This window comes from Halomonas sp. IOP_6, assembly GCF_021151565.1.
Lineage (GTDB): Bacteria > Pseudomonadota > Gammaproteobacteria > Pseudomonadales > Halomonadaceae > Vreelandella > Vreelandella alkaliphila.
In genome coordinates this window covers 456,290-480,022 of record NZ_JAIRBO010000003.1, presented here as the reverse complement: position 1 = coordinate 480,022, position 23,733 = coordinate 456,290, and the positions used below count along the sequence as shown (strand labels likewise).

Sequence of the window (23,733 nt, the reverse complement as noted above, 5' to 3'; positions counted from 1 at the left end):
TCGAAGGCGTATTCCGTGGTGCCGGTTGGAACGTCATCAAGGTGGTCTGGGGGCGTCACTGGGATCCGCTGTTCGAGAAGGACAAGAAAGGCATCCTGCAAAAACGCATGGATGAAGCGGTCGACGGTGAGTACCAGAACTACAAGGCCAACGGCGGTTCATACACCCGTGAGCACTTCTTCGGTAAGTACCCCGAAACCGAAGCGATGGTCAACGACCTGTCTGATGAAGACATCTGGAAGCTCAACCGCGGTGGCCACGACCCGTTCAAGGTCTACGCGGCCTACCACGAAGCGGTCAATCAGACCAACGGTAAGCCCACGGTCATTCTGGCGCACACCGTCAAAGGCTACGGCATGGGCAGTGGCGATGGCGAAGCCGCCAACGAGTCCCACCAGGTCAAGAGCATGGAGTACGAGGCGTTGCGTAAATTCCGCGACCGCTTCGGTATTCCGCTCACCGACGAGCAGCTTAAAGATGTGCCCTATTACAAGCCGGAAGAAGACTCTCCCGAGCTGAAATACATGCACCTGCAGCGGGAACGCTTAAACGGCTACCTGCCGAGCCGCCGCAGTGACTTTGAGGCGCTGGAGATCCCCAGCCTGGACGACAAAACCTTTGCCTCGCAAATGGTCGGTTCCAAAGGACGCGAAGTCTCGACCACCATGGCGTTCGTGCGCGTCCTGAACGGTCTGGTGAAGGATAAGAAGCTCGGCAAACATGTTGTCCCGATTATTCCTGACGAAGCGCGTACCTTCGGCATGGAAGGCATGTTCCGTCAGCTCGGCATCTACACCTCGGAAGGTCAGAAGTATGAGCCGGTCGATAAAGGCCAGATCATGTTCTACCGCGAGGATCAGAAAGGCCAGATTCTCGAAGAAGGGATTAGTGAAGCCGGTGCCATGTCCGCATGGATTGCCGCCGCGACGTCCTACAGCAACAACAACGTCACCCTGCTGCCGTTCTACGTCTACTACTCGATGTTCGGCTTTCAGCGCATTGGTGACTTGGCCTGGGCCGCGGGTGACCTGCAAGCCCGCGGCTTTATGGTCGGCGGCACCGCCGGGCGTACCACGCTCAACGGTGAAGGTCTGCAGCACCAGGATGGCCACAGCTTGATTCAAGCCTCCACCATCCCCAACTGCCGCAGCTACGACCCGACCTACGCCCACGAAGTGGCGGTCATCCTCCAGGATGGTCTGAAGCGCATGTTCTCCGACAAAGAGAACTGCTTCTACTACCTGACGGTGATGAACGAAAACTACGAGCACCCCGCGCTTGAGAACGTGCCTACCGACGATATCGTCAAAGGCATGTACCTGCTCAACGAAACGCAGGGCGATAAAGGCCGCGTGCAACTGATGGGCTCCGGCACCATCCTGCGCGAAGTCGAAGCCGCCGCAGAGCTGCTGGCTAACGACTGGGGCATTGGCGCGGATATCTGGAGCGTCACCAGCTTTAACGAACTGCGCCGCGAAGCGCTGCTGCTGGAGCGTGAAGGCTTCCTGAACCCGGATGCCGAGGCCAACAAGCCCCACGTGACGAAGTGCCTGGAAGGCCGTGACGGCCCGGTGATTGCCTCCACCGACTACATGAAGCTCTACGCCGACCAGGTGCGTGCCTGGGTACCCAGCGAGTACACCGTGCTGGGCACGGACGGCTTTGGCCGTTCCGACACCCGCGAGAAGCTGCGCTACTTCTTTGAAGTAGACCGCTACTTCGTCACCGTGGCGGCGCTACGTGCGCTAGCAGACCGCGGTGAGCTTGATCGTAAGCACGTCGGCGAGGCGCTGAAGAAGTATGGCATTGACGCCAACAAGCCGAACCCGCTGACCAGCTAAACCGCTGCCCGGCGGGCAGATGCCCGCCGGCTCGATCCGATTTGGAAGGAGCGCGACCTTGAGTAGCGAAATCATCAAAGTTCCCGATATCGGTGGCGATACCGATGTCGAAATCATCGAGATTGCGGTGTCAGAAGGCGACGTCATTGAAGCGGAAGACACCCTAATCACCCTGGAATCTGACAAAGCCAGCATGGACGTCCCGGCCCCGAAAGGCGGCAAGGTCATCAAAGTGCTGGTCAAAGAAGGCGATACTGTCTCCGAAGGCGACGACATCGTTGAGCTGGAGGTTGAAGGCGGCACAGACGGTGGCGAAGAGACGTCAGCCCCCGCGTCTGACAGCCAGCCCAACGACGCGCTAGCGAAACAAGACAAACCAACGCAGGAAGCAGCCCCCGCACCGGCAGCGAAGAAAGCCAGCGGCGGCAAGCAAACCGTTGACATCAAGGTGCCTGACCTGGGCGGTTCCGACAGCGTTGAAATCATCGAAGTCGCCGTCAGCGCCGGTGATGAGGTCAACGCTGAAGACACCCTGATCACCCTGGAGTCGGATAAAGCCTCCATGGACGTGCCCAGTCCGCACGGCGGTAAGATTGTTGCGCTGAACGTCAAGGAAGGCGACACCGTCTCGGAAGGCGACGTGATCGGCCAGATGGAAATCGCTGGCGAAGACGGTGATGCATCGGCTGAAGAAGCTGCATCGCAAGCGCAAGCCGCTAGCCAAGCCAGCAACGCGCCGGAAGCAGCGGCTGTTGACGAGCCTGCCGTTGAAGAAGATAGCGGTAGCGGTGAGCCTGAGCGCAAAGAGATTCGTGTACCTGATTTGTCAGGTTCTTCTGACGTGCCGATTATCGAAATTGGTGTGGCGGCAGGTGATGAGGTCAACGAAGAAGACCCGTTGATCACCTTGGAATCTGACAAAGCGTCGATGGACGTGCCGAGCCCTTACAAAGGCAAGCTCTTAGAGCTGACCGTAAAAGAGGGTGACACCGTCTCTGAAGGCGATGTGATTGGCTATATAGAAGTGGCGGGTGCCAAGAAGGTAGCCCCTAAAAAAGCCGCGCCGGAGAACGCTCAATCCTCTAGTGCTAGTCAGTCAAGTACTAGTCAGTCAAGTGCAAAGCCTGCCGCTTCACCAGAAGGTACGCCTAGCCCTGAAGCGCAGATGGCCTCTCATAAGCCTCGCGATGGGAAACTGGTACACGCAGGCCCCGCAGTACGCATGCTGGCACGTGAGCTCGGCGTAGACCTCGGTCTTGTTAAGCCTAGTGGCCCGAAAGACCGGGTGCTGAAAGAGGATGTGCAGGCCTACGTGAAGCAGGCCATTGCCAGCCAGGGTAAAGCACAAACAGCGGCTGCCCCTGCAGCGAGTGGTGGTGCTGGCATTCCCGCGATACCTGAAGTCGACTTCAGTCAGTTTGGTGACGTAGAAGAGAAGCCGATGGGCCGCCTGCTGAAAATGGGCGCGACCAATCTGCACCGCAGCTGGCTCAATGTGCCTCACGTGACGCAGTTCGACGAGGCCGACATTACCGAGCTCGAAAGCTTCCGTAAAGCCATGAAAGCCGAGGCCGAAGCCCAGGGCGCTAAGCTGACACCGTTGCCGTTTATGGTCAAGGCCTGTGCCTTTGCCCTGCGTAAATTCCCCCAGTTCAACGTCAGCCTGAAAGGTGACGGCGAAACGCTGGTATGGAAAAACTACGTGCATATTGGGATTGCCGTGGATACGCCGGACGGTCTGATGGTGCCGGTAGTGCGCAACGCCGATAAGAAATCCTTGATCGAGATAGCCAAGGAGATGGCGGAGCTAGGCAAGAAAGCGCAAACCAAGAAGCTTAAGCGTGATGAGATGACCGGTGGCTGCTTCACCATTTCGAGCCTTGGCTCGATTGGTGGAACTGCGTTCACACCGATCGTTAATGCGCCGGAAGTGGCGATCCTAGGGGTGTCGAAAGCGCAGATGAAACCGGTATGGGATGGCAGTGCCTTCCAGCCGCGCTTAATGATGCCGCTATCGCTCTCCTACGATCACCGGGCGATTAACGGTGCGGATGCCGCCCGCTTTACGGCCTTCCTGGCCGATGTGCTGACGGATATTCGCCGATTACTGCTGTAATCGTCTCACAGTAAGCCAAAAGCGGCGCCCAATAGGGCGCCGCTTGTGTTTAAAACAGTTCAGTAGGTCTGCAAAGAAGGGGTGACCAAAGTACAAGAAATTGCCACCTGACTGTTTTTGCTTAAGAAAATGTTAAAAAAATGCGTTATCAGGCTTTTGGGGAGTTGTGTCATCCGAACGGCACGGTTATTGTCAGTCCATTATTCAAAAATTATTCATATCTAACGACTAACATTCAAGGAGCAGTGCCATGCGTTTAATCCTGTTGGGTGCCCCCGGCGCGGGGAAGGGGACTCAGGCTCAGTTTATCTGTGAGCAATTTAAGATCCCTCAAATTTCCACCGGGGATATGCTGCGCGCGGCCATCAAGGACGGTACCGAATTGGGTCTCAAAGTAAAAGAGATTATGAATAGCGGCGGTTTGGTGTCCGACGATGTCATTATCGATCTTGTTAAAGAGCGCATTAGCCAACCCGACTGTGGAAATGGTTTCTTGTTCGATGGTTTTCCGCGCACCATCCCGCAAGCCGATGCGATGAAAGAGGCTGGCGTTAAGCTGGACCACGTGTTGGAAATTGCCGTGCCAGACGAAGAAATTGTGAGCCGTCTTGCAGGGCGTCGCGTGCATCCGGCATCTGGGCGTGTTTACCATGTCGACCATAATCCGTCCAAAGAGCCGGGTAAAGATGACGTGACTGGGGAAGCGCTGATTCAGCGTGAAGATGATCAAGAGTCTACCGTGCGCAACCGTCTGTCGGTTTATCACGACCAAACTGCACCGTTGGTAGATTATTATCAGCAGTGGGCGAAAGAAGACCCTGAGGCCGCGCCGCAGTATCATCGCGTAGAAGGCGTAGGCAGCGTGGCTGACATTACTCGGCAAGTGAAAGAAGCGCTTTGCTAAGTAGCACATGCTAGTGAGTTACACGATGGCCCGCAGGTTACCTGCGGGCCATCGTCGTTGAGGCCGCGTAAAGGTATAATGACGGTCTATTTTATGGAGTGCAGAATCGATGTCATCGTTATACCTTCTCGCACTGGACGCATCTTCTAGTGCCTGCTCTGCAGCTTTATTACGCCAGCAGGGTAGCCAGCGTGAATGCTTGGCGCGATTCGAAATGACGCCAAGGGCCCATACCCGGCGCTTAATGCCGATGGTGGATGACATTCTCGCTGAGGCCAATATTGCTACGCAGCAGCTAGATGCGGTTGCGTTTGGGCGTGGCCCCGGCTCATTCACCGGCTTGCGCATCGCTGCCGGTGCAGCGCAAGGCTTGGCGTTTGGGCTGGATCGTCCATTGTTGGGTATTTCCACCTTGGAAGCGCTCGCGCTTCAGGCCCATCGCCGCTACCATTTTCGTCATGTAGTGACCGCGTTAGATGCCCGTATGGGCGAAATCTATGCGGCTACTTGGCACTGTTTAAATGACACGCTTAGCTTGCAAAGTGACGAAGTGGTCGTGGCGCCTGCTAACTTTCATTTGCCTGCGGAGGAGGCCGACTGGGTAGGCGTGGGCTCGGGGTTTACGCTGTGGGATGACTTTGCGTTAAGCCTACAGGCCAATATGTCTCAGCATCTCACTGATCTTGAGCCACGGGCCGAAGAGATGGCATGGCTCGCCGTTCGTGATTTGGAAGCGGGGTTAGGTCAGGCAGCCCATGAAGCACAGCCAGTTTATTTGCGCAACGACGTGGCCTGGAAAAAGCCAGCATGAGCCATACGGTAAGCCCAGAGACGCTTGTGTTGCCTTCAGGATTGGCGCTTAGCTACGTTGATGGCCAATTGGCACTGTCAGGTGATGAGCGTCAATACGGAAAACCGCTTAGCGTGGATTTTGCCGCTGGAAAGGCAGCCCATCGCCGTCAGTTTGGTGGTGGTCGCGGGCAGTTAGTGGCAAAAGCCTGTGGGCTTGCTAAAGGCATCACACCTAACGTCGTGGATGCCACTGCTGGTTTGGGCCGGGATGCGTTTGTACTGGCAAGCCTGGGCGCAAATGTCTTATTAATTGAACGTGTCGCGGCGATTGCTGCGCTGCTTCGAGATGGCCTTGCGCGTGCCGCAAAAACAGACGCGACAGCAGAGATTGCCTTGCGTATGACGCTTCGTCATGGTGATGCCGCTGAGCAGCTGGCTGCCCTTGTGGAAAGCGCGGCCTTTGATCCTGAGGTTGTTCATCTTGATCCGATGTTTCCGCACCGTGAAAAGTCGGCGTTGGTCAAAAAAGAGATGCGCTTGTTTCGAGAGCTGGCGGGAGATGACGATGATGCACCGCGCTTATTAGAAGCAGCGCTGGATGTAGCAACGCATCGAGTGGTGGTCAAGCGCCCCCGCAAAGCTCCCCCTATCGATGGCCCAGCGCCGCAGCATACGCTAGAAGGTAAAACGAGCCGTTACGATTTATACGTCCATCGCTCGCTGGCTCGTCGCTGAGCCGTTTCTTCAAGAGAAGGAGTCTCTATGCAGCACGTGTGGCGTGAAGGCAACCGCACTACTCTGTTGCCGGAAGCAACGCGATTTTTGCCAGCTATGTTTGATGCAGTTAGTCAAGCGGAGCACTACGTGCTGGTGGAGCTCTACTTGATGGAGTCAGGTAAGTTAGCGAGCCAGATGAGTAATGCGCTGATCGACGCTGCTGAGCGCGGTGTAAAAGTGTATTTGCTGCTCGACGGTTATGGCTCTATGGGATTGGAACATCGTGACCGCATACGCCTAGAGCAAGCAGGTGTCGCATTACGGTTCTTTAATCCCATTGGTTTTCACTCGCTGGCTCGTAACTTAAGCCGTGATCACCGCAAAATTGTTGTCGTGGATGGAGAGGTTGCGTTTACCGGCGGATTTGGCGCGGTGGATGAGTTTCTGGAAGCATGGTACGAAATTGCGGTGCGCATCGAAGGCCCTGTGGTCGCTGATTGGGAAGAGCTTTTTCGCCGTTTATGGCGTTCCCGGTTAACACGGCAAGCAGGTGATGGGCAGGCTAGTTCAGTGTTGCCGCCACAGCGGACAGCAGTGCATTATGCTGATGGCATACGTGGCCGTGTAATGTCAGCGAGGGGGTATCGTTACCAAGCTATTCGCCACTCGCTCTATGCGCGGGTAAATCAGGCAAACAAGCGACTTTGGCTATGTACACCTTATTTTGTGCCGACCTTCACGCTGCGCCGACGTCTTATTCGCGCAGCACGGCGTGGCGTGGATGTTTGTTTACTATTACCGGGTAGTAAACATGACCACCCAGGTGTGCGCTATGCAGGACAACGGTTTTACCAAGCGTTGTTAAAAGCTGGCGTGCGGATTTTTGAGTTCCAGCCCACGTTTATTCATGCCAAGTTTGTGTTAGCAGATAACTGGGTCAGTCTTGGTTCATGCAACTTCGACCATTGGAATCTGCACTGGAACCTTGAAGCTAATCAAGAAGTAGAAAACCAAGCCTTCGCCAAGCAAGTTCAATCGCTGTTTGAGCGTAACTTTGCCGCCAGCCAAGAAGTCGATGCTGCCGCCTGGGCCGCACGACCCTGGTGGCAGCGAGCCCGAGAGTGGGTCTATGGCGTAGTGGATGGTATTGTCACCCGTCTTAAATAATGTGCGGCTAACAATCGGCTATCGACGCTTTTTACCTTTGGCCGGTGTTTTCTTGCGTGGCTTAGGCTTTGGCGTTTCGGGGGGCACGCGGTAGTGAAGATAAAGATCCAGGACTAATTCTGGCAATTGAGCAACAAAGGTTTCCTGACTGGCCTGATCTTGGGCCATCTCAGCCATTTCTGGCTCATCATCGAATAAACCTGAGAGCGACATAAAGGGCAACAGTAGCGTGGCGGCAGCTTCTTCGTCATCTTGGAACCACGCGCTTTCGTCGCTAAAGACACCTTCCATAAACCCCGCGCACCAGTCGCCGATGGGCGTTTCCTCAGCGGGGATGCCATCTAGCGTTAGCTCGAAGGGTAGCTCTGGTAAACCGCCCTGTTCAAGCACTGCGACGGCGTTGTCACGTAGCAGTGTTAACAGTTGGATAATCTCGTCTCGTTCGGCATCGTCCTGATAACTTGGCTCTCCCTGAAACAGCTCAGTTAGCCATTGACTGGTAGGGAATTCGCTAGGGGCAACCGCCAGCGCCACTAAAAAACCATGGGCAGAGATAAGGTCCAGCGCATCTTCGCCGACCTGCTCTGAGTCGAGAAAGTCATCCAATCGATCAAGTTGCTCGTCATCAAGTAGCGGCTGAGGTGGGGTGGTATTGGGCGACGTTGCTGCGGGAACGTTATTGCGCTCTGCCATAAGGGGCCTCATCATAAAAATCGTCTTTGAGAAAAAGATGTTGATCGGCAACACTCGTTGGCAACATCGTTACTGGTTAGTTTATCACTAATGAAGACTTTACCACTGCCCCCATGGCCTGCTGAAAAACTTGCGACACTATCTTCAGAGGCGCTCATGCACGCCGTGCGAGACAGAACTGATGAAGCGTTAAAACGCTGCCAAGAAGTCTATCCTGCGCTGCCAGCGCCAAAGGTGTGGTTCGACCTAAAAGGTGCCTCAGCAGGGCAGGCGCATCTAGGGCGTGGCGGGCTGCGTTTTAATCCTGTTTTACTGAGCAATAATCGGCAGGCGTTTTTTGACGAGGTGATTCCCCATGAAATGGCGCATTGGTTAGTCTTTCATTTAGCCAATGGCACGCGGCTCAAACCGCATGGTCGAGAATGGCAAGCTGTCATGCGAGACCTGTTTGGCCTTGAGCCTAAGGTGACTCATCGCTTTGATGTTCAGGATGCCCAGTCTCGGCCATATTATTATCAATGTGACTGTCAAACGCATTGTTTCACAGCCAGGCGTCATTCTTTAGTGGTAAAGGGGCGTCGCTATCGCTGCAGTCATTGTGATCAGACCTTGGTCTACAGTGCTTTTAAAAAACCTTGAAAGTGTTTTAACCTATTGTTTTAAATATTAAAAATGTTAATACCAATGTCTAAAGGGAAGCCGGCGTTGGGAGGTTTATGCTAGGTAAATATTAAGCGCGTCGGTGCGACTAACAATAATACCGACACCATTTTCTAGAGAGTGCAATTTCACGGACAGAGGCAACTTCATGAGCGAGCATAAAAACGTCTATCCAGTGCGCGATAGTATCGCTGCCAGTGCATGGGCTGATAAAGATAAATATGCGGCAATGTATCAGCAGTCCATGGACGACCCGGAGAGTTTCTGGGCTGAGCAAGCAAAGCGTCTTGATTGGATCAAGGCGCCAACCAAGATTAAAAACACCTCCTTTGCACGCGATAATGTTGATATTCGCTGGTTTGAAGATGGTGAGCTAAACGTTAGCGCCAACTGCCTAGATCGCCATTTGGAGAAGCGTGGCGACCAAACAGCGATTATCTGGGAGGGAGATAATCCTAACGATTCAAAACATATTACGTACCGTGAGCTTTATGAGCGCACTAACCAGCTGGCCAACGGCCTGAAGTCGCTGGGGGTAAAGAAAGGCGATACAGTGACGCTGTATATGCCGATGATTCCCGAGGCGGCCATGGCCATGTTGGCATGTGCCCGTATTGGTGCAGTGCACTCTGTTGTGTTTGGCGGCTTTTCGCCGGACGCAGTCGCTCAGCGGGTAATTGGTGCTGATTCTAAACTGGTGATCACTGCTGATGAGTCAGTGCGTGGTGGTAAACACGTACCCCTTAAAGAGAATGTCGATTCGGCTCTGACGCGCGATGGCACTGATGTGTGCAAAAACGTATTGGTGGTGAAGCGTACAGGCGGTGATATTGACTGGAAGGAAGGCCGTGACATTTGGTTTGACGAGCTGGTGGATAAGCAATCTACCGAATGCCAAGCTGAAACCATGAATGCCGAAGATCCGCTGTTTATTCTCTATACCTCTGGATCAACCGGTGCGCCTAAGGGCTTAAAGCATACCACTGGCGGCTACCTGACCTACGCAGCGATGACCCATCAGTATGTTTTCGACTATCAAGAAGGCGAAGTTTACTGGTGTACAGCGGACGTAGGTTGGGTGACGGGCCATAGCTATATCGTGTACGGACCGCTTGCCAATGGTGCAACCACGCTAATGTTTGAGGGCGTACCGAGCTACCCAAGCCATGGGCGAATGGGCGAAATTGTCGATAAACATCAGGTCAATATCCTCTATACCGCGCCTACTGCTGTCCGTGCATTAATGGCGCATGGTGATAACGTGATGGACTCTAGCAAACGTGACTCACTGCGCTTGCTAGGTTCTGTAGGCGAACCTATCAACCCAGAAGCTTGGGAGTGGTTCTATCGCGTTATTGGCAATGAGAAGTGTCCTATTGTGGACACCTGGTGGCAAACCGAAACGGGCGGCATTATGATCGCGCCACTTCCTGGCGCTACTGATCTAAAGCCTGGCTCTGCTACAACGCCCTTCTTTGGTGTGAACCCCGCGCTGGTGGATAATGAAGGCCATAAATTGGAAGGCGAGACGGAAGGCAATCTAGTCATTCTCGACTCCTGGCCGGGCCAAGCGCGCTCCATTTGGGGCGACCACGAACGCTTTGTACAGACCTACTTTTCTACTTACGACGGCATGTATTTTACAGGAGATGGCTGCCGCCGGGATGAGGATGGCTATTACTGGATTACAGGCCGGGTTGACGACGTACTTAACGTCTCAGGCCATCGTATGGGCACTGCTGAAATAGAGTCGTCTCTGGTTGCTCACTCGGCAGTGGCAGAAGCCGCCGTCGTCGGTTTTCCGCACGATATTAAAGGCCAAGGCATCTATATCTATGTAACACTTAATGATGGTATTGATCCCACGGATGAACTCAAGAAAGAGCTGACCCAATGGGTACGTAAAGATATTGGCCCGATTGCATCGCCAGATGTAATTCAGTGGGCTCCTGGGCTGCCAAAAACACGTTCTGGTAAAATTATGCGGCGCATTTTACGTAAAATTGCGGCCAATGAGTGTGATGGCCTGGGGGACACCAGCACGCTGGCTGATCCGTCGGTGGTGGACGAACTCATTGAGCATCGTGCCAACCAGTAATGTTTTTTGCCCCCAGTTATCCTTCTAATGGGGGCACTTTTAAATGACGGATGTCATTCATTTGCTATGTTAAATAAGGCAAACTGGATAGATCCGTTGCAGTGCCGGCCATGGAGCCGGCACTGTTATTTCTGTTTGGATGACGTATCAATGACAAATAGTGCATGTGATGCTTGGGAATGACGAAGCCCATGGGGTACCATGCTTCAACCGTATGAGCCTAGCGTCGCGGCGGTAGCCAACCCCGCTGCTCGAGGAACCGGAGGAATATCCATGGCAGTAGCCCATAAGTTTATCGTCGCAGACGACCATCCGCTGTTTCGTGCAGCGCTCACCCAGGCGTTGCGCCAGTTAGCCCCCCAGGCTGAGATTGTCGAAGCCGACACCATGGAAGCCACCACTGAGGTCGTTAATCGACACCCTGATGCTGATTTGATTTTGCTAGACCTCCATATGCCAGGAGCGCATGGCTTTTCAGGTTTGATTCAATTGCGTGGCCAGATGCCCGATATTCCGGTGGCGGTTGTTTCAGGCAGTGACGAGCCCTATGTAGTACGTCGTGCAATTGACTACGGCGCGTCAGGCTTTATTCCTAAATCATCCTCGCTACAGTTGATTGCTGAAGCGGTGGGGGAAATCCTGCAAGGGGAAGTTTGGCTGCCAGAAGCGTTGGCGAACGTCTTAGATGAAACCAGCGAAGAAGAGTCGCGTTTTGCGGAGGCAATTGCCTCACTGACGCCGCAGCAGTTTCGTGTGCTCAATATGCTGACGGAAGGCTTGTTGAATAAACAGATCGCCTATGAGCTTAGCGTCTCAGAAGCCACTATTAAGGCCCACGTGACGGCTATTCTGCGCAAGCTGGGAGTGCACTCGCGCACCCAGGCTGTTATTGCTGCTCAGAAACTTGAAGTGGAACCGCCGAAAGTTTCTTCTTGAAGGGTAAGCTGGATTCCCGATAACCCCCTTCGGGAATGACGGTATGGTGCATCTGTCTCGTTTCGGGAATGATGGTCTAGTGCATCTGTCTCGCTGCTCTGTCATTCCCACATGCTTTTAGCGGGAATCCATTTTAAAGCAGGCTCCCAGGCATCAGCGGGTAAGGTCAAACTGGATTCCCGATAACCCCATTCGGGAATGACGGTATGACGTATCATTACGTTTTCCCTCCTGCTCGGCTAGCCTGAAGGGTGCGAGTTAAAAGCGCGCGCAGCGCGGCAGGTTTGACCGGCTTAAGCAGCAGTTGATAACCCGCACGCTTAATCTCTTCGGCCACCGCTTCCGTGCGGTCGGCGGTAATCACAATGCCCGGTACGGCTCCTTCGAAGCGCTCACTGAGGGCCTCGAGTGCCATTAGCCCCGTGACTTCATTGTCCAGATGATAGTCTGCCAAGATGGCGTCGGGGTCGCCGTCCATGTTACGCAGAATCGATTTTGCACCGCCGATGCTGGTCGCGGTAAATACTTCACATCCCCAGCCGCTTAGCATGGCCGTCATGCCCTCTAAAATGAGCGTTTCGTTATCGATACACACAATGCGGGTACCCGCTAGCTTATTACCACTCCGGCGGTTTTGAGGTTCTTGGTCTGCTAAGGTTACTTCACGGGCGGCAACAATGGGAACGCTGACGCAGAATGCAGTCCCCACACCTACCCAGGACCGAACCTTAATTGGGTGGTCAAGTACACGGCTCATACGATCGGCAATTGATAAGCCTAAGCCGAGCCCTTTCTCACTCTCTTTATGACGCGAGACTTGATCCAATCGGCGGAACTCTTGGAAAATTTCCGTTAGCTTAGACTCAGGAATACCGGGCCCACTATCCCACACCTCTATGGAAAGTCGTCCTGCTTGGCGGCGACAGCCTAGTAGTACACGACCTTCTTGGGTATAGCGAATCGCGTTGGATAGAAAGTTTTGTACAATCCGGCGAAGCATCTGCGGATCGGAATCTACCCATTGTTGCGTCGGTACGACGACAAGATCCAGTCCACGGTCATCGGCCATTACTTCAAATTCGGCACGCAGTGGACGAATAATATCCGCCAGTGCAAAGTGGCTGCGTCGCGGTGTGAGGGCACCCGCATCAAGCTTTGAAATATCTAGCAGAGTGCCAAGCAGTTCTTCAGCGGCTTGAAGTGAGTTATCAATATGGCTGATGGTACGCTGGGTATCGCTAGCGGTGACGTTCTGCATTAATGCGGAAGTAAACAGCCGGGCTGCGTTCAGCGGCTGTAATAAGTCATGACTGGCGGCAGCCAAAAAGCGCGTTTTGGAAGCGTTAGCATCTTCAGCTAATTGCTTCGCTTGGCGCAGCGCTTGCTCTGCTTCAGCGCGCACACGGTTCTCTTGGCGCAGCGCCGCGTTGGCCTCGGAAAGTGCTTGTGTGCGCTCGCGAACACGTTCTTCCAGAGTTTCGTTGGTCTCTTTCAAGGCGATTTCAGCTTGGCGGCGCTCAGTAATGTCTTGATAAAGCGCGAAGAAACCTAAAATCGACTGGCTATCGCCAAAGTGGGGCGTATAGGTGACCAGCATATAGCGCATGGCATCATTAACGCGCATTGAGACTTCAAAACTGACGCGCTCGCCTGCAAGCGTTCGCTGAACCCATGGCATGCGCTCTTCAGCTTTTTTAACCGGTAATACGTCTTCGTATCGGCGTCCAATCACGGCATTACGATCAATATCGAAAGCTTGTTCGTAGGCGCGGTTGGTGAATAAGTAACGGCACTCTTTATCAAAATAGGCAATCAGCGCGGGTACATTATCGGTGTAGATACGGATGTTGTTTTCAGAGCGGATCAGCGCCTCTTCGATGCGCTTCTGCTGAGTAATATCTTGATAGGTATAGACAAAACCACCGCCAGGCATCGGGTTGCCTTGGACTTCCAATACACTGCCATCTTGGCGGTAACGCACATAACGATGGGGCTGGCCGTCGCGAATGTTGTCGAGCAGCAGTTGGACGTGCTCCTCTGGGTCTCCTGGACCATATTCGCCGTTGTGCGCGTTGTAGCGAAAAATGCGATCCATGGGGGCGCCGACCCGTATCAAGTGATCAGGGAAGCGGAACAGCTCTAAATAGCGTTGGTTCCACACCACCAAGCGCAAATTTTGGTCAACCACGCTAATACCCTGGTTGATGTTTTCAATGGTGGCTTGCAGTAGTGCGCGGTTGAACTCTAAGACTTGAGAGGCTTCATCAACGATTGAAATGACATCTGAAATGCCAATGCCGCGCCCCTGAAGCGCCGAGTTAACGACTATGCGTGCTGACGATGCACCTAGCACTGACGCAAGAAAGCGCTCAGTAAATTGGATGACGTCGATAGACGCCCGTGAACTATCTTCCATGGGTTTGCCCGCGCGTCGTGCGTAATCCTCAAATGCGCGATCCACTTGGCCTGCCCCAAGAAAACGCTCACAAAGTACTTTAAGGTCACCGACAGTGGTGGCGCCTGTCCAAGGGCGGTTTACGGATGTTTGGCGTGTTTCAACGCTATCGACAAACAGCGATGCCTGAATACGCTCGACAACCCGCTGAGAAGTCACCTGTGAAACAAAGATATAGCAGAACAAGTTGATACCCAGCGACAGCATGACCCCGTGGGTAAATGGGTCGCCGAGGTTTAAGCCAAATAGGGTTGTGGGCGATAGCCAATTAAGCCCTAAAGGGCCGCCCGCTAGCCAGGCTTGAGGAAGCACACCGGCGTTGATCATAGCCGGCATTAGCAGGCTGTATGCCCAAATCGCAAAGCCTGCGTTCATGCCAACGATAACGCCGAGGCGGTTACCGCGCTTCCAATACAGCCCGCCGATGAGCGCGGGGGCAAACTGAGCGGCGGCCGCAAAGGACAGCATGCCAATTGAGGCTAGCGAGGTGAATTCGGCAATGAGCTGATAGAAGCCGTAAGCCATTGCCAGAACAGCGACAATGGTGAGGCGGCGCGCGCGGAGTACTAAGCGGCCATAGTCGCGAGCTTTGGTGTCGAACCAACGCAACCTGAAGAGCGCTGGGATCACGATCTCGTTAGAAATCATGATAGAAACTGCCACTGCCGCCACAATAACCATCCCTGTCGCGGCAGAAAATCCGCCAATAAAGGTGAGAAGGGTCAGCCACTGCTGGCCAGACGCCATCGAAAGAGCAAGTACGTAAGTATCAGGCTCAACCCCGCTTTCAGAAAACAGCAGTAAACCAGCTGCCGCCAAAGGCACCACAAAAAAGGCGACTGCGAGTAAGTAAAGAGGAAATAGCCAGCGTGCTTTCGTTGCATCATCTGGGTGGATATTTTCCACCACTGCCACATGAAACTGACGAGGCAGGCAAAGTATGGCGAGCATGGCGAGCAGCGTTTGCGCCCAGAAGCTTTGGCCAAAATCTTGATTGGCTAGCTGGCGCTGCAACTCCAATTGGCTTTCGGCGTGGCCCATTAGTTCACCCAGGCCATCAAACATGCCCCAGGTAACAAACGCGCCGAGGACAACAAACGCCAGCAACTTTACCAGAGATTCAAACGCTACCGCATGAATCAGCCCTTCGTGGTGCTCTGTCGCGTCTGTGTGGCGAGTGCCAAAAAGGATGGCGAAGATTGCCATGACGATAGCGACATAAAACGCTGTGTCGCCAAACAGCGGCGTATGGGTCATATCCGCTGCGTCGGTAAGCACACTAAAGGTGGTAGACACCGCTTTTAACTGCAGAGCAATGTAGGGCAGGGTACCAATGAGGGCAACTAAGCTAGCAAACGCCGCAAGAGATTGGGTTTTGCCGTAACGGGAAGCAATAAAGTCAGCGATTGACGTGACGTTTTGATGTTTGGCAACGCGAATCATTTTTGCCAGAACAGGCCAAAATAGCAGAAACGTTAATATCGGGCCGACAAAGATACTGGCGAATGACCAGCCAGCCGTGGCTGCTTGCCCCACCGCGCCGTAAAACGTCCACGAGGTGCAGTAAATGGCCAATGCCAAACTGTAAATGATTGGCCGTCGGCGGCTGGCGCCGTGAGTCCGTGCACGGCGATCACCGAACCAGGCAATTCCAAACAGCACCGCAATGTAAAGCAGTGATACCGCGACCAGCAGACCGCCATGAAACATGTCGTCTCCCCACGTTGAAGGCTTCGCCTAGCGACGATCTAATATCAAATAACGATCATCTAAATAAAGACCCTATTCTAGGCGAAGGAGGGGCATCACGTCTGCTGGTCGGCGGCAAGTTGGCAAACGGTTGTTAGCAAAGGCGCGGTTTCCCGTAGCGTGCGGCGTTCGCTTAATTCAGCGTCGCCCGTCTCTGTATTCAGGGGGACTATCTCGCGGTGAGCGCAGTTCAAGACATAAGGCTGAGTGGTCAGTATATCGGTATGGCGGCGTTCGAATTGATAGAGAATAAATTCAGCAATTAACTCATCGTCAATGTGACGAGCGCGCACATTGTCGCTATCAACGATGCTGAATTTAGTCGTCATCGGAAACACAAAGGTCCATGGTCGCCACACGGCGCTAGACGTATCGCTGGAAATGACGATGGCAGTTTCAGGTAGTTGAGAGCGCTTGTGTTCAAACCAGCTGTATTCGGTTGAGACCTGATACCCAAGCATACCCAGGCCACCAAAAACGGGCACGATCCATTTAGGCAGCCGTTTACGGCTAAGCGTTCTAAGTAATAGGCCTATCCCTGCGGCGGCAAGCCCTGCAAATACAGCGGCAACAAGATGCCAAATCATAAAATATCCTTTCTAAATGACATCGGGCTCCCCTAAGGAAGCCCGATGAGAAGTATCGATTCCGAATCTAATGGCAGTGTGCCAAAGAGGAGGAGCCGATTATGACTTAGTGGTCGACCGCGACACCAGCACCTTTCGGGTAGCGAACGCTTTCTACCAAGTCTTGAATCTCCTGTGGAGGCTCTTCCGTTGCGCTAGAGACAGCAAACGCAGTTGCAAAGTTAATCATCGCGCCTATTGCACCGAAGGAGAGCGGTGAAATGCCCAGGATCCAATTGTCTGGCGTGTTAGCCAGCATGTTGGTGCCGGGGACGAAGAACCAACCGAGATAGGTGAAGATATAGAGCAGGGTGCAGATCAGACCTGCCAGCATGCCGCAAATCGCGCCTTTGCTGTTCATACGCTTGGAGAAAATGCCCATCATCAGCGCTGGGAACAGTGAGGCACCAGCGATACCAAAGGCAAGTGCAACGGTCTGTGCTGCGAACCCGGGTGGATTAAGCCCGAGATAGGTAGCCAGAAGAATTGCACCGCCCATTGAGATGCGTGCTGCCAGCATTTCACCCTTTTCAGAGATTTTCGGATTGATCATTGTTTTGATCAAGTCATGACTAATGGCTGACGAGATAGCCAATAGTAGGCCAGCCGCTGTTGAAAGAGCTGCAGCGATACCGCCTGCCGCAATCAGGCCGATAACCCAGCCCGGCAAGTTGGCAATTTCAGGGTTCGCCAGTACGAGAATATCATTATTAACGGTCAGCTCGTTACCTTCCCAGCCACGATCAGAATAGTCGGTAGCATCATTGTACATTTGGATGCGGCCGTCATTGTTGAGATCGTTGAAGGCGATAAGCCCGGTTTCTTCCCACGTGCGCACCCACTCAGGACGATCTTCATAGAGAATCGGATTGCGGGCGGCTTCTTCGTAATTCTCTACTTGTCCTGCCATCTCGGGATAGACGGTGGTAGCCAAGTTTAGACGCGCCATGGAACCAACCGCAGGAGCGGTGAGGTACAGCAGTGCAATGAATACAAGTGCCCAACCAGCGGACCAGCGCGCATCAGCAACTTTCGGCACAGTGAAAAAGCGAATAATGACGTGGGGTAAACCAGCAGTACCCACCATTAGCGACAGAGTAAACAGCACCATGTTCAGCTTATTATCGACGTCGGCGGTATAGTCGCGGAAACCAAGTGCATTGACCACTTCATCCAGTTTGGTCAGTAGCGGAATACCAGACTCCGTATGAGTACTGAACATACCGAACATCGGAATCGGGTTGCCGGTTAGTTGCATGGCAATGAACACCGCCGGAATAGTATAGGCGATGATAAGCACTACGTACTGAGCGACCTGCGTGTAGGTAATACCTTTCATGCCGCCAAAAACGGCATACAGGAACACAATCAGCGCTGCGATCCAGATACCCCAGGTGTTGCTCACTTCCAAGAAGCGCGAGAAAGCAACGCCAGCACCGGTCATTTGACCGATAACGTAAGTAACAGAGGCAACGATCAAACACACAATCGCGACGAAGCGCGCAGTGTTGCTGTAGAAACGGTCACCAATAAAGTCGGGCACTGTAAACTTGCCAAACTTACGCAGGTAAGGCGCTAGCAGCATTGCCAGGATAACGTAACCACCTGTCCAGCCCATCAAGAAGGTGGAGTTAGCGTATCCGCCAGACGCTAGCAGACCGGCCATTGAAATAAACGATGCAGCTGACATCCAGTCAGCGGCAGTCGCCATACCGTTGGTGATAGGGTGAACGCCGCCACCGGCAACGTAGAAGTCTTTGGTCGACCCGGCTCGTGCCCATATCGCAATCCCGATATAGAGCGCAAACGACGCGCCGACAAACAATAGGTTAATGGCAAACTGGCTCATACTGGCTTACTCCCCAAGGCCGAATTTTGCATCGAGTTTGTTCATTCTCCAGGCATAGAAGAAGATCAGTACGATGAAGGTGAGGATGGAGCCCTGTTGAGCGAACCAAAAGCCCAAGTCAGTCCCACCAACGGGAATGCCCGCTAGCAGCGGACGAAAGAGAATGGCACATCCATAAGAAACGAACGCCCAAACGGCCAAGCATCCAAAGATTAATCGGACGTTGGCTTTCCAGTATTCAGCAGCGTTGGATTTGTCATCTGCCATTGTGGTGCTCTCCAGTTGTGATTTTTAGGGTTGGAAAGTTAACTCAGGATAGCGTGTGATCCATTAGGGCAATCCTTCATAGAAAACCGCTCTTTTAGTTGTCTGCGATGATTTAGTGCGATTAGACGCATATCACCTTGTTGGTTAAGTTGCTCTGCTGGTTAATGGTTTGGCAAGGTTTTCTTCAGTGCCTTGATAAGTGTTTAACAAGTGCCACGTGAACATCCTGTATAGCCCGTTGTTAATAGTGGGCAATAATTGCAAAAAATAAATCCCAGACTTTGGTATCAATGAGCTTTCAGTACGTATTGTGATGTTTGTTTTTGAAAATAAACACTTGTTTTTGAAGTTTTTTTAGCTTTCATGTCTGAGTGATAGGACGATGGTCTATGGGTCGCTTAAAAGCAATGTTTGCTACTTTTAATAGGTGGTATATTAAGTGGCCAAGTTTGCTAGTTCGTGTCGCTACTTTGGTCGCTAAACAAACGTCTTTGCGACGTTAGCGGTATAGCAAAAGGTATAATAAAGGCGCTGGTTAAAAAGCAATCAAACCTTAAGCCATTGTGTTCTTCATCGCGATTAACTGGGGTCACTCATGATTGACGTTGATCTTTCCCAATTGCCCTTCACATTAATTGATGATGAAGGGCGTGACCACGTTCGTCGTGGTATGGACATCGCCTATTTTGATCGTGATGAAATTATTATCGAGATGGGGCAAGCGGGTGAATCGGTATTTTTGATTCACAAGGGCGAAGTTGCTGAGCTGGATCCTACCCTGCCAGCGTCTAGTGCACGGATTGGGCACTACACAGCTGGTGATCTGTTTGGTGCCATTAGTATTCTGAACGGTAAAAGCCGCTATCGCTTCCAGGCTGAACAAGAGTGCTTGTGCTATGTGATGCCGAAGGCGCTATTTATAAAACTATGCCGTCATCATCCTGACTTCGAAAATTTCTTCAAGCAGTCGCTATCTCACAAAGCGCGATTAATGACTGAAAAGCGTGCCGAAGGTGGCGTGACCATGGCCGGTTTTATGTTGGCTAAAGTCAGCGAATGTATGCGTGAACCTCTTATCATGGATGCATCGACAGATATTGTCAGCGCGGTGCGTCAGCTCAACGATAGCCATGCAGATAGCTTGCTAGTCAAAACCCAGGGCGAGTTTGGCATTGTCACTAAAACCGATTTGCTCAATGGTGTCGTGCTGAATAACTATGAACATACAGCGCCCGTTGAGGATGTGGCCCATTTCTCGTTGGTGACCGTTACCCCCCATCAATACTTATTTGAAGCGCTCGTGCTGATGACGCGGCATAAAGTAACGCGGGTAGTGGTTATGGAACAGGGCGCCCTGAAAGGGGTGGTGGAGCTAACGGATGTCCTTAGCTATTTTTCGAGCCGTAGCTATGTCGTTAGTCTGCAGGTAGAACAGGCGAATAGCTTAGAAGCATTGGCGGCTGCCAGTCAACGCACGCCAGAATTGGTGAATGCGCTTATGGCGCAAGGGGTCAAGCTACGTTTTGCCATGGACCTACTGGCCGCGTTGAATGGCCGAATTATCAATAAAGCGTGGTCATTTGTTATTCCTGAGCAGTATCACTCCCAAAGTTGCCTAATGGTGATGGGGAGCGAAGGGCGCGGTGAACAAATTCTTAAAACAGATCAAGATAATGGCCTGATTTTAGCCGATGACAGCCAATGGCCTTCGCTTGCCGAAGACATGAATGTGCTTACCCAAACGCTGATTCAGCTCGGCTACCCACCATGCCCAGGTAATATCATGGTGTCTAATCCTGAATGGGTTGGCACTGTGTCGCAATGGAAAAACAACATTGCTAAATGGGTGAGTGCAAGAGATGGCGACAGCCTAATGAAGCTGGCGATTTTGCTGGATGCCCATGGTGTGGCTGGTAATCCGCAATTGCTAGACAGCGTGCGTGCAGAGCTGTTTGAACGCTGCTCACGGGATGAGCTATTGCTGTCTTACTTTGCGCGTGCTGCGCTGCGTTTCTCAACACCGCTAACGCTATTTGGCTCCTTAAAAAAGCCTCAGCATGGGATCGATATTAAAAAAGGCGGTATTTTCCCTATTGTTCATGGGGTGCGCACAATGGCCCTCGAGCGACGCATTAATGCCACTTCCACCTTAGATCGCCTGGACGCTTTAGCAGAAGATGGTCGTCTTGATCGCCGTTTTGCTGACGACCTGGGCGAGGCGCTGGCGCTGTTTACCGAACTACGTTTAAAGCAGCAGTTGCAGACAGCAGAAGCGTCGACTCAGCAGCGTAGTAACCGTGTTGTGGTGCAAGAACTCTCGTCCCTTGAGCGTGACCTGTTGCGTGAGGCGCTGCATATCGTAAAAGATTTTAAGCAGCGGCTCTCCCATCGTTATCATTTGGAGTATTCGTGAGCGGAATGCGCTTGTTAGACCGGCATATGTCACTGCTCAGTGGCTCGCTGCGTACATTAATGCAGCGCGAAAGCGACCGTCGACGTTGGGCAGATTCCCCCTACGCATGGCTGTTTCAGCCCTACATGGGGGAAGAAATGGTGGCGCTTGCCTGCCAGGTTAGCCCAGGCCAAGCGCCGGTGGTCAGCGTCGCTGCTGTTGTCTTAAGCCCAGGGAGAGTGCAGACCAGCCGAGCCTGGGTGGCTACCCTGGCAGAAGAGCAAAACAACAACGCCCCTGCATTGCGGCGACATCATCAGCTGTATGCGACGGACACGGTGCTGGCGCCTAACGCTGAGCATCTTGGGGCGCTAGCTGAATTCATCGGTAATCGGCCGCTAATTGGTTGGCAGTTAGGCCGCTCGGTGGAACACCTAAATCTTTTGTTTAAAGCCGGGTTGGGATTTGGTTTGCCCAATGCCCAGGTCGATGTTGGAAAGCTACACTATCGTCAGCTGCGTCGCTTACATCCACAGTGTGAGACGAGCGGCCGCCTAACCGAAGCGCTCGCTCGTTGGCAAATACCCGCTCTTCAATGGATGGGAGTGCTGGGGGATGCAACCGCAAGCGCGCTTTTATATCTGCGTTTGCAGCGCGAGATCGCCCAGCAAGGGTAGTCGTTACTACCCTCATGGGATGAATCCACGGGTTTATCTTGGGTGGACGTGGTGAGTCTTGTTAGAATGCCCGCTGCTTCTTCTACCATCGGCAGTGCCTACACCATGCTACAACCTAACTATTTTGACCCCGCAGCGCCTGATACTGTTTCTGTTGACAGCCCTGCTGTTAATAGCGCACAGACACCATCCGAGCATCACGCCGCTAAACAAAAGCGTGAATTTAATAAGCTACAAAAGCGCTTACGGCGAGAGGTTGGCAACGCCATCATTGATTATCAAATGATTGGTGAAGGTGACAAGGTGATGGTGTGCCTGTCTGGCGGCAAAGATAGCTATACGATGCTGGAGATACTGCTTAACCTGCAGCGCAACGCGCCTGTTAACTTCTCTCTGGTCGCTGTCAATATGGATCAAAAACAGCCAGGCTTCCCGGAGCATGTGCTGCCCCAGTACCTAGATAAAGTGGGTGTTGAATACCACATTCTAGAGCGTGACACCTACTCGGTGGTGAAAGAGAAAACCCCAGAAGGAAAAACGACCTGCGCGCTCTGCTCACGACTAAGACGTGGCTCGCTCTATGGGTTTGCCGAGGAAATTGGGGCAACGAAAATTGCCCTAGGGCATCATCGTGAAGATATTTTAGAAACGTTATTTCTTAACATGTTCTTTGGTGGCACTTTGAAAGCAATGCCTCCCAAACTTTTATCTGACGATGGCAAGAATATTGTCATTCGCCCCCTTGCCTACTGCAAAGAGGCTGATATTGGAGAGTTTTCTCGACTAATGGAATTCCCTATTATTCCCTGCAACTTATGTGGCTCTCAGCCCAATCTCCAGCGTCAAGTTGTCAAAGATATGTTGGCTGAGTGGGATAAAAAACACCCAGGACGTCTAGAAAGCATGTTTAAAGCGGTGACCAATGTAGCGCCTTCCCAGCTAGCAGACCGCCGTTTATTTGACTTTGCTGGCCTTGAAGCCAAACAAGCGGCGTTGATGGAAGGGCGTATTCAGGCGCTTAGCGTGGACTAGCCGACTGTTCTTCCTCTTCAGCTAGCGTGATGAGGCGCCGCATATCTAAAATATTAACCTCGCGACCGGAAACAGCCACCACCTCTTGCTGTTGAAAGCGGCTAAGAATACGGCTGACCGTTTCTACCGCCAAGCCTAAGTAATTGCCGATGTCGGCGCGGGACATGGAGAGTCTGAAGCTATAAGGCGAGTATCCACGTCGACGAAAACGGTCTGAAAGGGTGACTAAAAAGCTGGCTAGTCGCTGATCGGCCGTTTTGCGCGATAGCAAGCGCATCATACGCCGGTCATCTCGCAATTCTTTGCTCATGCTCCGATAAAGCTGGCCACGTAGTTCGGGCAGTTCTTCGGAAAGCAGGTCCAAACGGTCAAATGGGATTTCACACACCGTAGTGGTTTCCAGTGCAATGACGCTACCGGGGTAGTGCTCTTCGTCAATTCCGTCCAATCCCACTAGTTCGCTGGGAAGGTAGAAATTTGTCAACTGATCATTGCCGTTCCCTTCGCTGGTCACCTGTTTCAGGCTGCCTGAGCGGACGGCATACACACTAGTGAAGTGATCACCCTGACGAAATAGGGGCTCGCCTTTTTTGAGTGGTGCGCGGCGGCGAATGATGGCATCAAACTGGCTCATGTCCTCAAGCTCTAAGGCAAGCGGTAGACACAGCGAGCTTAGGCTACAGGTCTGGCAGCGCGCCTCTTGCAGCAGTGAGCGTCGTTGGCTGGCGGGGTGTGGCATATCATTCTCCCTTTCTCGTTAGC

At 52.8% G+C, this 23,733-nt stretch carries 18 protein-coding genes; 12 read left to right on the top strand and 6 right to left on the bottom strand.

All coding sequences use genetic code 11. The annotated features are described in order from the left end of the window. The 6 genes from aceE to K7H08_RS08350 all read left to right on the top strand — a co-directional run. A partial coding sequence (gene aceE / locus K7H08_RS08375) for a pyruvate dehydrogenase (acetyl-transferring), homodimeric type (protein WP_231657680.1) occupies positions 1-1,841 on the top strand: 1,841 nt, incomplete at its 5' end. Positions 1,842-1,899: 58 nt separating this feature from the next. Beyond that, positions 1,900-3,957 (top strand): dihydrolipoyllysine-residue acetyltransferase, encoded by a 2,058-nt coding sequence (aceF, locus tag K7H08_RS08370; RefSeq protein WP_231657679.1) that lies wholly within the window; start codon positions 1,900-1,902, stop codon positions 3,955-3,957. 250 nt (positions 3,958-4,207) lie between these two features. After that, positions 4,208-4,861 carry an adenylate kinase gene (adk, locus tag K7H08_RS08365; protein ID WP_231657678.1) on the top strand — a complete coding sequence of 218 codons (654 nt, stop codon included), beginning with the start codon at positions 4,208-4,210 and terminating at the stop codon, positions 4,859-4,861. 109 nt (positions 4,862-4,970) lie between these two features. After that, the gene (tsaB, locus tag K7H08_RS08360) at positions 4,971-5,672 is read left to right on the top strand and encodes a tRNA (adenosine(37)-N6)-threonylcarbamoyltransferase complex dimerization subunit type 1 TsaB (RefSeq protein ID WP_038477993.1); all 702 of its coding nucleotides are present in this window, start codon (positions 4,971-4,973) and stop codon (positions 5,670-5,672) included. Beyond that, positions 5,669-6,388, top strand: a complete 720-nt coding sequence (locus K7H08_RS08355) for a class I SAM-dependent methyltransferase (RefSeq protein ID WP_231657677.1) — start codon at positions 5,669-5,671, stop codon at positions 6,386-6,388. The genes tsaB and K7H08_RS08355 overlap by 4 nt, the downstream gene beginning before the upstream one ends. Before the next feature lie 27 nt (positions 6,389-6,415). Further along, positions 6,416-7,537, top strand: coding sequence for a phospholipase D-like domain-containing protein (locus tag K7H08_RS08350; protein WP_231657676.1), 1,122 nt, complete (start codon positions 6,416-6,418; stop codon positions 7,535-7,537). 18 nt (positions 7,538-7,555) lie between these two features. On the opposite strand, the gene K7H08_RS08345 is transcribed toward K7H08_RS08350, so the two are convergent. Further along, complete coding sequence (locus tag K7H08_RS08345; protein WP_231657675.1) at positions 7,556-8,230, bottom strand: YecA/YgfB family protein; 675 nt, start codon at positions 8,228-8,230, stop codon at positions 7,556-7,558. 90 nt (positions 8,231-8,320) lie between these two features. Between K7H08_RS08345 and K7H08_RS08340 the strand changes: the two genes are divergently transcribed. The 3 genes from K7H08_RS08340 (at position 8,321) to K7H08_RS08330 (ending at position 11,924) form a co-directional block, all read left to right on the top strand. Then, the gene (locus K7H08_RS08340; RefSeq protein WP_287706192.1) at positions 8,321-8,869 is read left to right on the top strand and encodes a SprT-like domain-containing protein; all 549 of its coding nucleotides are present in this window, start codon (positions 8,321-8,323) and stop codon (positions 8,867-8,869) included. Between the two features lie 169 nt (positions 8,870-9,038). Continuing rightward, positions 9,039-10,988 (top strand): acetate--CoA ligase, encoded by a 1,950-nt coding sequence (acs, locus tag K7H08_RS08335; RefSeq protein WP_198350221.1) that lies wholly within the window; start codon positions 9,039-9,041, stop codon positions 10,986-10,988. 273 nt (positions 10,989-11,261) lie between these two features. Then, complete coding sequence (locus tag K7H08_RS08330) at positions 11,262-11,924, top strand: response regulator (RefSeq protein ID WP_009721286.1); 663 nt, start codon at positions 11,262-11,264, stop codon at positions 11,922-11,924. Positions 11,925-12,141: 217 nt separating this feature from the next. Here the strand turns inward: K7H08_RS08330 and K7H08_RS08325 are convergent, their stop codons facing one another. The 4 genes from K7H08_RS08325 to K7H08_RS08310 all read right to left on the bottom strand — a co-directional run bounded on the left by K7H08_RS08325 (position 12,142) and on the right by K7H08_RS08310 (position 18,870). Then, positions 12,142-16,089 carry a hybrid sensor histidine kinase/response regulator gene (locus K7H08_RS08325; protein WP_231657673.1) on the bottom strand — a complete coding sequence of 1,316 codons (3,948 nt, stop codon included), beginning with the start codon at positions 16,087-16,089 and terminating at the stop codon, positions 12,142-12,144. Positions 16,090-16,184: 95 nt separating this feature from the next. After that, positions 16,185-16,715: a hypothetical protein gene (locus tag K7H08_RS08320; protein WP_120386388.1), complete on the bottom strand. Its 531-nt coding sequence runs from the start codon at positions 16,713-16,715 to the stop codon at positions 16,185-16,187. A 106-nt stretch (positions 16,716-16,821) separates the two neighbouring features. After that, positions 16,822-18,603, bottom strand: coding sequence for a sodium:solute symporter family protein (locus tag K7H08_RS08315; RefSeq protein ID WP_038477969.1), 1,782 nt, complete (start codon positions 18,601-18,603; stop codon positions 16,822-16,824). Between the two features lie 6 nt (positions 18,604-18,609). Then, positions 18,610-18,870, bottom strand: a complete 261-nt coding sequence (locus K7H08_RS08310; RefSeq protein WP_038477966.1) for a DUF4212 domain-containing protein — start codon at positions 18,868-18,870, stop codon at positions 18,610-18,612. Between the two features lie 595 nt (positions 18,871-19,465). Here K7H08_RS08310 and K7H08_RS08305 point away from each other — a divergent pair. From K7H08_RS08305 to ttcA, 3 genes are all read left to right on the top strand, one after another. Beyond that, positions 19,466-21,283: a putative nucleotidyltransferase substrate binding domain-containing protein gene (locus tag K7H08_RS08305; RefSeq protein ID WP_231657672.1), complete on the top strand. Its 1,818-nt coding sequence runs from the start codon at positions 19,466-19,468 to the stop codon at positions 21,281-21,283. A 5-nt stretch (positions 21,284-21,288) separates the two neighbouring features. Beyond that, positions 21,289-21,939, top strand: coding sequence for a DNA polymerase III subunit epsilon (locus K7H08_RS08300; RefSeq protein WP_038486222.1), 651 nt, complete (start codon positions 21,289-21,291; stop codon positions 21,937-21,939). Between the two features lie 66 nt (positions 21,940-22,005). Then, positions 22,006-22,971: a tRNA 2-thiocytidine(32) synthetase TtcA gene (ttcA, locus tag K7H08_RS08295; RefSeq protein ID WP_231657671.1), complete on the top strand. Its 966-nt coding sequence runs from the start codon at positions 22,006-22,008 to the stop codon at positions 22,969-22,971. Here ttcA and fnr read toward each other — a convergent pair. Next, positions 22,958-23,710 (bottom strand): fumarate/nitrate reduction transcriptional regulator Fnr, encoded by a 753-nt coding sequence (fnr, locus tag K7H08_RS08290; protein ID WP_038477961.1) that lies wholly within the window; start codon positions 23,708-23,710, stop codon positions 22,958-22,960. The genes ttcA and fnr overlap by 14 nt on opposite strands. Positions 23,711-23,733: the final 23 nt, after the last annotated feature.